This is a genomic window from Hymenobacter sp., from assembly GCF_036387835.1.
GTDB lineage: Bacteria > Bacteroidota > Bacteroidia > Cytophagales > Hymenobacteraceae > Hymenobacter.
Genome location: NZ_DASVSY010000033.1, coordinates 1 through 11477 on the forward strand (window position 1 = coordinate 1; position 11477 = coordinate 11477).

Sequence of the window (11477 nt, forward strand, 5' to 3'; positions counted from 1 at the left end):
GCGGCCAGCAAGCGGCTCATGTGCAGCTGCGCCGCTTTGGCCGTGCCGTAGGCCACGTTGTTGGGGCCCGCCACCAGCCCGTTCTTGCTGGCAATGTTAACGATGTCGCCGCCTAAGCCTTGCTGGCGCAGGATGGTAACAGCGGCCTGGCTGACCAGGAACTGGCCCTTGACGAGCACGTCGTTGAGGATGTCCCAATCGGCTTGGGTGGTGTCGGCCAGGGGCTTGCTGATGCTCAGGCCCGCGCAGTTGACGATGATGTCGACGCCGCCGAACTGCAGGATGCTGGCTTGCAGCGAGGCGGCGATGCTCTCGGCATCCGTTACATTGATAGCGGCACTCAGGGCGCTGTCCTGGCCGAACTTGTTGCGCAGCTCGTCTTGCGTTTCTTCCAGCCGGTCACGGTCGACGGCTACCACGCAGGCCCCGAACTTGAGCAACTCCTCACAGATGGCTTTGCCGATGCCGCCGGTGCCGCCCGTTACGTAGGCGATCTTGCCCGACAGGGCTTTGGGCGGGGCCATGCGCTGGAGCTTGGCTTCTTCCAGCAGCCAGTACTCGATGTTGAAGGCTTCCTGCTCGGCCAGGCCGGTGTACTCGCTCACGGCCTCAGCGCCCTTCATCACGTTGATGGCGTTGGTGTAGAACTCGGCCGCCACGCGGGCCGTCTGCTTGTCTTTGGCAAAGGCGAACAGGCCCACGCCAGGCCAGAGGAGGATGACGGGGTTGGCATCACGCATAGCCGGCGAGTTGGCGTGCTTGCGGCGCTCGTAGTAGGCGGCGTAGTCCTGGCGGTAAGCGGCAAATTGATCCTCTAGGTACGTTTTGATGCTGGCCGCCTCGCCCTGCATCACATCGGCGTCGAGCACGAGCGGCCGAATCTTGGTGCGCAGGAAGTGGTCGGGGCAGGAGGTGCCTTTCTGCGCCAGGCGGGCCAGGTCGTGGGAGTTGACGAACTCGAGCACGCGCGCATCATCGGTGTAGTGGCCGAGCATGCGGCGACCCGGGCTGCTGGCCAGGCCGCGCAGCACCGGCATGACGGCCGCCGCCTGCTGGCGGCGCTGCGGCGCGTCCAGGGTCTGCTCGCGCTTCACCCCGCCGAAGACGGGCCCTTTCTGGCCATAATTAGCTTCGAGGTAGGTGGCGGCTTGCTCAATCACGTCCAACGTGTTGAGGTAGCAGGCGTAGGACGTTTCGCCCCAGGTGAAGAGGCCGTGGCCGCCCAGAATGACGCCGCGCAGGTGGGGGTTGTCCTGAACGATCTTCTCGAGCTGCAAGCCCAGGTCGAAGCCTGGCTTCTGCCAGGGCAACCAGCCCATCGTCTCGCCCCAAATCGCCTGCATGATTTGCTCGCCGTCTTTGCTGGCGGCAATGGCAATGAGGGCATCGGGGTGCAGGTGGTCGATGTGCTGGAAGGGCAGCAGCCCGTGCAGGGGCGTATCAATCGAGGGCGTGGCGCACTTGGGGTCGAAGAGGCAGTACTCGAACAAGCCCACCATCTCGTCTTCGTGCGGCAAGCCGCGGTAGCGGTGCTTGAGCTGGTGCAGCTTCTCGACGTAGAGGGTGGCGCAGCCGGCCTTGGTGAGCGTGCCGATGTCGCCGCCCGAGCCTTTAACCCACATCACCTCGGCTGCCTCGCCCGTGACGGGGTTGGTCTCCTGGATTTTGCAGGAGGTGTTGCCCCCGGCGTAGTTGGTCAGGCGCAGATCCGCGCCGAGCAGGTTGGAGCGGTACAGGAACAGGGCGACCTCGTCGCCGCTCAACTCCAGCGCCTTCGCCTCGTCCCACAAGTAGCTGACGTGCTGAAAGGTTAGCGTTTTTTCCATAGTAGTGTTTCTGTGAGTTTGCCAGAAAACAGTGAGTATGCTTTTCATCAAAGTACGCTTATCCGCTCAGAGCGAAACTCCTGCACTCTCCTGTTCAATGGTAAATTAATTACAAGCCCCGGTACCTTGCCTGCACTGTAGCATCAACTTTCCATGCTGCTCAGGAGAGCACAGGACTGTTTGTAGGAGTTTTTAAAGCAGATTTGGTAAAAAACATACACTATGGCTGTCATTTGGGGAGTTATCCTACACGCGCTGGGCGGCTTTGCGTCCGGCAGCTTTTACTTACCCTACAAGAAGGTAAAAGGTTGGTCCTGGGAAAGTTACTGGCTGGTAGGTGGCATTGTTTCGTGGCTGTTTGTTCCGTGGCTGCTGGGCTCGCTAACCATTCCTAATCTGACGTATGTGTTGCGCCAAACCGATGGCACCACCCTATTCTGGGTGTATTTCTGGGGGGTACTCTGGGGCTTCGGGGGGCTGACTTTCGGGCTGGCCATGCGTTACCTGGGGCTGTCGTTGGGTATGGCCGTTATCATGGGGCTTTGCGCCTTGGTTGGCACGCTGGTGCCACCTATTTGGGGCGGTACCATGTCGAAGCTTGTGAGCACTGCCTCGGGGCAGGTGACGCTGCTCGGCTTGTTGGTATGTCTGATCGGGATTCTGATCTGCAGCCGGGCCGGAATCATGAAAGAGAAATCACTGTCGGCGGCAGAAAAAGGGGAATCGATTGCAGAATACGACCTGCGCAAGGGGCTGCTGGTGGCCGTGTTTTCCGGGATAATGAGTGCTTGTTTTGCTTTTGGGCTCGAGGCCGGACAAAAAATTGCTGATCTGGCCGTGCAGCAGGGGGCCGACCCACTCTATAAGAACAACGCCATTCTGGTGGTGATTTTGCTTGGTGGTCTTACTACCAACGCGGTGTGGTGCATATACCTGAACCTCAAAAACCGCACCTACAGCGACTATCTCAATCCTTCGTATCCTGCTTTGCGCAACATTTTATTCTGTGCCATGGCGGGTACTTTGTGGTACTTCCAGTTCTTCTTCTACGGCATGGGCGACACCAAGCTAGGCGTTTACCGCTTCTCGGGCTGGACTCTGCACATGGCCTTCATCATTGCTTTTAGCTCGATGTGGGGCTTGTACCTGCATGAGTGGCGTGGCGCTAATCGCGCAACCATGCGCACCGTAACCTTTGGTATTTTGACGGTGGTGCTGTCCACTGTGATTGTGGGCTACGGCAATTATCTAGGCTCGGAGCAGACCGAGGAAGCTGCCGTTCCAAATAAAACAAAAACACTAACGCAGGTTTCCGCAGAAACACAGCCAGCACAATAACCACTGATGTAACCTGCTTGCTGCGATGGTCTTATATATAGCCCGAATCTATTGTAGCAGAAGAGTGGATGCTGACTAAGGGTTGAATTACGGAGTCAGCTGGAAAATTGACTCGCAGTTAGCTTCTCCGATAGATACAAAAACAGCCCGGCAATTAGCCGGGCTGTTTTTGTATCTATCGGAGAAGCTAACTAATTTAAGTAAGCAGGTAGGTACGGGAAGGAGCAGGCTAAGGTGAATAATATCTTCATAAACTTTTCATGACACCGCAACTCATCAGCCTAACCCATACCCATAAACCGCATGAGAAAGCTATATCGCTTAGCTAGAGTATTGCCGCTGCTGGTACTGCTCCTCTTTACCCGGTCTTTGTTTGCGCAAACGCAATCGATTTCCGGTAAAGTCACCACTGCCGATAAAAATGAACCATTACCTGGTGTGACAGTGGTAGTGAAAGGCACTACTGTTGGGGCCGGCACGAATGCCGATGGCAGTTTCACCCTGAGCGTACCCAATGGTACCGGGACCCTGGTTTTCTCTTTTGTGGGCTACATAACCAAAGAGGTGCCAATTGAAGGTAAGACGACCATCAACGTTGGTCTTTCAGCCGACACCAAAGCCCTCGAAGAAGTGGTGGTAGTAGGCTACGGCACGCAGAAAGCCAGCAACGTGACGGGCGCTATTGCGGGCGTTACGGCCAAGGAAATCGAGGAGCGGCCCGTGAACCGCATCGAAAACGCGCTGGTCGGTCAGATGCCCGGCGTGTACGTGCAAACGCCCTCTGGTGAGCCGGGCGCCGAACTGCAGATTCGGGTGCGGGGCGCGGCTTCTATCAATGCTTCCAACGAACCGCTGTATGTGGTAGATGGCGTGCCCGTAGACAACCTGCGCGGCATCAACCCTACCGATGTCGCTAACATTGAGGTGTTGAAGGATGCGGCTTCGGCGGCTATTTACGGGTCGCGGGGTTCCAACGGCGTGGTGCTGGTAACCACGAAGCGCGGTAAGAAAGGCGCTCCGAAGCTGCAGTTCTCGGGTTTTACCGGTGTGCAGGTTGTGGAAAGCAAACTCGATGTGCAGTCGGCGGAAGAGTGGATTCAGATGCGCAAAGATGGTATCGACGTTGAATGGCTGGCGCAAAACCCGGCTAACCGAATCGAGGATTCCAGGGAAACCCGCTTGCAACGGCTGACCCTGAATGGGGTACCCCCTAGCGCGACCAACATTATCCGCTACACCTACGACCCCAAATGGCAGTACGGCCAGGATAGTCTGGCCTACACTGACTGGCAGGACGCCATATTCCGCAAGGCTATTATTCAACAATATACGGTGGGCGTTTCCGGCGGCACCGACAATGTGAATTACAATATCAACGGTTCTTATCTAGATCAAAGCGGGGTAGTTATTGGGACCAACCTGAAGCGGGCAACCCTACGGGCCAACTTCGATGCGCAGATTCGGAAGGGCGTTAAGATGTCTATCACGCTGGCGCCGAGTATGGAATGGACGAACCTGGGCCGAGTTGATGGGGACGGGCAAGCCCTGAACGCGGCGCAAATGCCGCCCGTGGGCCCTAAGGAAGCCGGCGTGTACGTCGGTGCTCAGCCATACCGGACCTATGCCTGGTCGGGCAACTACATCAGCCCGGTAGCCGTGATGGAGCGCAGCCAGGTAAAAGGCACCCGGACGCGCCTCAACGCTAATATGGGTTTGAATTTCAACCTGATTAAGGACCTGCAATTGCAGCTGCTAGGCGCCATGGACAATGGCTACTATCAAGACCAGCAATATTTCCCCACTAGTTCGGTTCGGGAGTGGTTTACGGCGGCGTATGACGGTCAGTTAAGCCGCTCGCGGTATTACCAGGACTTCAACACGCGCTACCTTTTTCAAAGTGTGCTCAACTACACCAAGTCCTTCGGCGACCATAACTTCAGCGGCATCCTGGGGTACTCGGTAGAGCGTACCCGCCTGGATCGGTCGCAGCAACAAAATACTTTCCTCCCCAACGATTGGACGTATTTGTTTGACCGCAGCAATTCCACCACCGACCAAAACAATATCAGTTCAGGCAAGGATGCGCTACTCTCGTACTTCACCCGGGCACAGTACGACTACAAGCAGAAGTACTTGGTGTCGGCTAGCTTACGGCGCGACGGGTCCTCGAAGTTCGGCAACAACCGACCCTTCGGTTACTTCCCGGCGGTTTCGTTAGGCTGGCGCGTGTCGGGCGAGAACTTCATGCAGAGTGTTAGCGCTATTAGCGACTTGAAATTGCGGGCCAGCTGGGGCGTCACGGGCAACAACCGCATTCCCAACAACTCGCAGTTTGCCACGCTTCGGGTAAGCAACTACTCGTTGAATGGCGCGGCGGTTACGGGCTATGCGCCCGGCAACTTCCAAAACGATGACCTGGGCTGGGAGCAAACCGCGAGCTTCAACTACGGCTTCGATTTCAACGTGCTCAGCAACCGGATTCAGGTAACGGCCGATTACTACACCAAGAAAACCACCGACTTACTGTACACGGTACCGGTTTCGTCGGTGACGGGCTTCACGACCAGCTTCCAAAACATCGGCAACGTGGAGAACCGGGGCGTGGAATTAGGCTTGAATTCGCGCAACCTGCAAGGTGCTTTCGAGTGGAGTACTTCGTTCAACGCCTCATACAACGACAATAAAGTAACCAAACTGGGCAATGCCGACACGCCAGTGCCGGGTGGTTTCAACTTCCTGACCAGCATTCTGCAGGTGGGGGTACCGATCAACTCGTTCCTGCTCTACGAAGCTATTGGGGTGTACCAGACGCAGGCCGAAGTAGACAATGAGCCGAAGATGCCTAACACGCGGGTAGGCGACTCGAAATACAAAGACCAGAACGGGGACGGCATCATCAACAACGACGACCGGGTGGTTGTGGGCAATCCACAGCCTAAGTTTACTTATGGCCTCACCAATACCTTCCGCTACAAAGGCTTTGACTTGAACGTGCTGGTGAATGCCCAAACGGGCGGTGACCTGTACTCGCTGATTGGGCGCTCCAACGACCGGCCGGGCATGGGCTACCTCTACAACCACTCTTCTCGCTGGAATACTCGTTGGAAGTCGGAGGCAGAGCCTGGCGACGGCATGACTCCGAGCATCAGCGCAGGAACCGGGGCCTTCTTCGACACCCGCTGGCTCTACAGCTCAGACTACCTCCGCATCAAGAACGTGACTCTAGGCTATACGCTGCCCAACACCAGCTTCTACGCTGGGGCCCGGGTGTATCTGGCGCTGGAAAATGCCTACATCTGGCACAGCTACACGGGTGGCTTCTCGCCGGAGGCGTTGCAAACAGGTGGGTATGACCGCGGGAGCTACCCGCAGGCGCGCACCTATACCATAGGCTTCAACTTGTCGCTGTAAGCCCACCCTTTATCCGACAAAATCACTCCGATGAAAGCACTAAAACTTCTCATGTATTCCGCCGCCTTGAGCGTAGGCGGACTGCTGACTACCGCGTGCAGCGAGGATATCCTTTACATACCGCCGGTGGCCAACAACACGGCCGACGAATTCTACCAAGACGAGTCGCAAATCAACCAGGCTGTTATGGCCATTTACAATGGTTGTTTGTCGTTTCCGCAAAGCTCGCACTGGAATATGGCGGAGATACGCTCCGATAATATTCAAGTGAATATTGCCTTGGTGCAGCGCGACTACAGCGACATCAGCAACTACTCGGCGTCCTCGCAGACCGTGCAGCTGCAAGCCACCTGGACCGACCTGTTTGAGGTGGTATACAGGGCCAATATTCTGCAGCAAAAGATAGAGCCGTTCACTTTTGCGCGTGTCGAGCAGTTCAAGGCAGAAGCCCGGTTTTTGCGGGCGCTGGCTTATTTTGACTTAGTACGCTATTGGGGACCGGTACCCATTGCCGACAAAGTATCGGGCATCGAAGACTCGAAGAACATACCACGGGCGCCCATTGCGGATGTTTACCGGTTCATCATTGATGATCTGAAGTTCGCGGCCGATAATCTGCCTGCTGCTTACGCCGCCGTCGATAAGGGCCGCGCTACCAAGTGGGCCGCCAAAGCGCTGCTGGCCAGAGTGTACCTGACGGGCTACGGCTACCCCCTGCGTGATGCTTCCATGCTGCCCCTGGCCAAGCAGCAACTCATGGCTGTGTATGCGGCTGAGAGTCCCGCTACTTTCTCGGTAGCCCAGAATTTTGCCGATCTGTTCAAGACGCCCAACGATAATAAATACGCCGTTTTTGAAATCCAGTACATTTCCGGCGGTGTCGGCCTGGGTAGTACCGTGCCATGGGACCAGGGCAATACCTTTCCTCCATTCTGGTCGCCATACAACGCCGGCGGGCCCGATATTCAAGTGCCCGTTGCTTTTATGGGAGCGAACTGGCCGAAGATAGACCGCCGCAAAGCTGCCACTTACGATTCGGTTGTTCGCAACCCAACTACCGGATTGATTCAAGCGGGCCGGCCGCAGTTCACCAAGTTTTTGGAGAAAGGCACCACGGCCCCGCAGAACAACCGCGACTACCCCAACAACTTCCCCATCATCCGCTTCGAGGACGTAGTGCTGATGTATTCGGAAGTGCTGAACGAGGAAAGCACCAGTGGCGTACCCGCCCTGGCTCTCACGCTCATCAACCGAATCCGAACTCGTTCGGGCTTGCCTGCTTACACGGCCACCTCGCCGGAAGCCGCCAGCAAAGACGCTTTTCGGGCGGCCATGCTGAAGGAAAGAAGATATGAGTTTGTGTGTGAAGGGCACCGGTGGTTTGACTTGGTGCGCACCGGCAATGCCATACCGGTAATGCAGCAGTTCAAGAACACGACGGTCACCAATTTTCAGCCGAAGCTAGACGAACACGACCTGTTGTTCCCGATTCCGCTGGTGGAGCTGCGTATCAACCCGGGCTTTTGGGAACAGAATCCAGGCTACAACTAAAGCGTTCAGTGTATCGCAACGGGCAGCCTGGCAAAAGCTGCCCGTTGTTTTTGTGCGGCTATTGTTCACTGCGGTTACGCAACGCAGGCCGTTCATAGGGTTGCCTCACCCCCTGGTTTCTTTCCGTTTAGACCTAGCGCTTAGTACTCGTTCCCTCTTTGAAGGCTTCGCGCCTCAAGCGAGCTAGGAGCCAGGAGGTGAGGCAACCGCAGAGGCCGATAAACACAACGTAGGGTCAGTTATTCACTCTTTCGTATGATCAATCAATTTTCCTTGGTGCTGTGCGTAGTCGGCCTGTTTGGGGCCGCCAGAGTGAAGTTAAAGCCAGCCACTTCCGCACCAACAGCGACGCAACGCCAAATGGAGCGGCTCGGTCGGGGCGTGGTGGCGCTGAAGCAGGAGGGAGGCGGCGTATTTGTGAGTTGGCGCCTGTTGAATTCAGACCCACCAGGAGCCGGCTTCCATGTCTACCGGCAGGCGAAAGGCGGCAAAGCTGTGAAGCAAACCAGCCAGCCCGTTACCACCTGCACCAATTGGGTCGATAAAACCGCAGATGCCGCGCAAGCTTACACATACTCGGTGCAGCTCGTGGCCGGCAAAACCGGCACCCGCAGTCCCCAAGATGCGCCACCCGAGTTAGCCGCCGTATGGGCGCAAAGCTACATGCGGGTGCCCCTGAAGCGCCCCGCTGGCGGTAGCGTAAGCAGCGGCCCCGAAGTCAGCGAGTACACCTACTCAGCCAACGATGCCTCCGTAGCAGACCTGGATGGCGACGGGCAGTACGAAATCATCCTGAAGTGGGAGCCTTCTAATAGCCGCGACAATGGTTCGGCCGGCATCAGTGGGCCGGTGCTACTCGATGCCTACAAGCTGGATGGCACGCAGCTTTGGCGCATCAACCTCGGCAAGAATATCCGGGCGGGGGCGCACTACACGCAGTTTCTGGTGTATGATTTCGATGGCGACGGCAAAGCTGAACTGACCTGCAAAACCGCCGACGGCACCATCGATGGGAAGGGTACAGTTATCGGCGACGCCAACAAGGATTACCGCACGCTCACCGTGCCCACCGACGCCCCGTCCGTCACCAGCCCCCGCGACAGTAAATACGGCCGGGTGCTGGCCGGGCCTGAATTCCTCACCGTGTTCAACGGCCTCACCGGGGCAGCTATGGCCACGGCGCCCTATGCGCCCGGTCGTGGCGACTTGGGCGGTTGGGGTGGCATTGGGGGCAACGGGGGCAACGACAGCCACGGCAACCGCGCCGACCGGATGCTAGCCGCCGTAGCCTACCTCGACGGGGTGCACGCCAGCGCCGTGATGTGCCGGGGCTACTACGGCCGCTCCGTGCTGGCCGCGTGGGACTGGCGCGACGGCAAACTCACTTCCCGTTGGGTGTTCGACTCACAAGACAACAAAAATCCTTTCTCCGGTATGGGCAACCACGGACTGAGCGTCAACGATGTCGATTTCGATGGCAAAGACGAAATCGTGTATGGCTCGATGGTGGTCGATGACAACGGCAAAGGGCTGTTCAGCACCGGCCTGCGCCACGGCGACGCGCTGCACGTCAGCAACTTCGACCCCACCACACCTGACTTAGAGGCGTGGGGTGTGCACGAAAACGAGGAGAAAGTGCCCGGCCACGAAAACGGTCCGGGAGCGGCCATGTATGATGCTACCACCGGCAAAGTGCTGTTCTCAGGTTTGCTCGGTGAGGATGTGGGCCGGGGCATGGCCGCCGACATCGACCCACGTTATTTAGGAGCAGAAATGTGGGTTAGTAATGCAGAGTTGGGGCTCCTTTCCAGCAAAGGCGAGCGAATCGGGACGGCGCCGCGGGCTGTCAACTTCGGCCTCTGGTGGGATGGCGACTTGCTGCGCGAGCTGCTCGATGGCACTACGGTTTCTAAGTGGGACTACCAGAACGCCACGGCCACGCCCTTGCTGGACGGCAAGCCATTCGGGGCCGCTTCCTGCAACGGCACCAAAGCCACGCCCTGCCTTAGCGCCGACCTTTTTGGCGACTGGCGCGAAGAAGTGATCTGGCGCAACACCAACAACGAGGAACTACTGATTTTCACGACCACTATTCCCACCACGCACCGCTTCGTGACTCTGATGCAGGACCCGGCTTACCGCGTTGCCGTAGCCCGCGAAAACGTGGGCTACAATCAGCCCCCGCATACCAGCTTCTACTTAGGCGAAGGCATGAAACCAGAAACTGCCAAGGTGGGCAAGTAAACTACCATAAGAACGTCTGATTGCCTGAACGATGTAGAGACGCGACACCTCGCGTCTCGGCGTTGAACGACTAATTCAGAACAAGCTCATCTAAACAACGTCAGCAACGACGAGACGCGAAGTGTCGCGTCTCTACATCGTTCATTCGCTTGATAACACCACACCACAACGCATGAGAAATCTATTTGCCCTGCTCGCTCTGTTCTGCACACTAACTGCTTTTTTGAAGCCACCCACGCCCACGCTCTACCTTATCGGCGACTCCACGGTGCGCAACACTAATGCGCCGCAAGCCGGGTGGGGCAGCCAGCTGGCCAGCTACTTCGATACCACCAAAATCAGCATCAATAACAGCGCTATGGCCGGCCGCAGCACCCGCACGTTCATCTCGGAGGGCCGGTGGGACAAGGTGCACAACGCTCTCAAGCCCGGTGACTTTCTGCTAATGCAGTTCGGCCACAACGAAGGCAGCGCCCCGGATACCACTAAGGCTGGCCGCCGCGGGGTGCTTAAGGGCACGGGCGAAGAAACCAAGGACCTCGTGTGGCCCGATGGCCGTAAGGAGACCGTGCACACCTACGGCTGGTATCTGCGTAAATTCATCAAGGAGGCGAAAGCCAAAGGCGCCACGCCTATGGTGGCCTCCATGATTCCGCGCAACGAATGGAAGGAAGGCAAGGTGATTCGAGCCACCAACGACTATGGCAAATGGGCCGCCGATGTAGCCAAGCAGGAGGGAGTACCCTTCATCGATTTGAACAGCATCACGGCCGACAAATACGACAAGCTCGGCCCCGACGAAGTCAAGAAGTTCTTCCCCGGCGACCATACCCACACCAACGAAGCCGGCGCCCGCCTCAACGCCGAATCGGTGGTAGACGGCATCAAGGCTGCCAATAAAATGCCGCTCAATAAATTCTTAGCGAAGAACGTGGTTAAGTAAGGTTTTTTGCCAAACTACCCGTTATGCTGAGCATGTGGCGCAGCAAGCCAGGAACCGGAGGCGAAGCATCTGGCGTGCTGACGTCGTCAAACTAACCCTGTCATGCTGAGCAGAGGCGCAGCCGGAGTCGAAGCATCTCGCTCGCATCGTTGCGGTAAGTAGTA

The 11477-nt window shown here is 57.4% G+C and carries 6 protein-coding genes; 5 read left to right on the plus strand and 1 reads right to left on the minus strand.

Annotation, left to right across the window (positions count from 1 at the left end; genetic code table 11):
- Positions 1 to 1826: bifunctional rhamnulose-1-phosphate aldolase/short-chain dehydrogenase (locus tag VF639_RS06385; RefSeq protein WP_331145057.1), on the minus strand; the 1826-nt coding region annotated here is incomplete at its 3' end.
- 222 nt (positions 1827 to 2048) lie between these two features.
- Between VF639_RS06385 and rhaT the strand changes: the two genes are divergently transcribed.
- The 5 genes from rhaT (at position 2049) to VF639_RS06410 (ending at position 11313) form a co-directional block, all read left to right on the plus strand.
- Positions 2049 to 3164: an L-rhamnose/proton symporter RhaT gene (gene rhaT, locus VF639_RS06390; RefSeq protein WP_331145058.1), complete on the plus strand. Its 1116-nt coding sequence runs from the start codon at positions 2049 to 2051 to the stop codon at positions 3162 to 3164.
- A 303-nt stretch (positions 3165 to 3467) separates the two neighbouring features.
- Positions 3468 to 6575: a SusC/RagA family TonB-linked outer membrane protein gene (locus VF639_RS06395; RefSeq protein ID WP_331145059.1), complete on the plus strand. Its 3108-nt coding sequence runs from the start codon at positions 3468 to 3470 to the stop codon at positions 6573 to 6575.
- Between the two features lie 30 nt (positions 6576 to 6605).
- Positions 6606 to 8126 carry a RagB/SusD family nutrient uptake outer membrane protein gene (locus VF639_RS06400; protein WP_331145060.1) on the plus strand — a complete coding sequence of 507 codons (1521 nt, stop codon included), beginning with the start codon at positions 6606 to 6608 and terminating at the stop codon, positions 8124 to 8126.
- Positions 8127 to 8381: 255 nt separating this feature from the next.
- Positions 8382 to 10370, plus strand: coding sequence for a rhamnogalacturonan lyase (locus tag VF639_RS06405; protein ID WP_331145061.1), 1989 nt, complete (start codon positions 8382 to 8384; stop codon positions 10368 to 10370).
- 172 nt (positions 10371 to 10542) lie between these two features.
- Positions 10543 to 11313, plus strand: coding sequence for a rhamnogalacturonan acetylesterase (locus VF639_RS06410; RefSeq protein WP_331145062.1), 771 nt, complete (start codon positions 10543 to 10545; stop codon positions 11311 to 11313).
- Positions 11314 to 11477 lie beyond the last annotated feature (164 nt).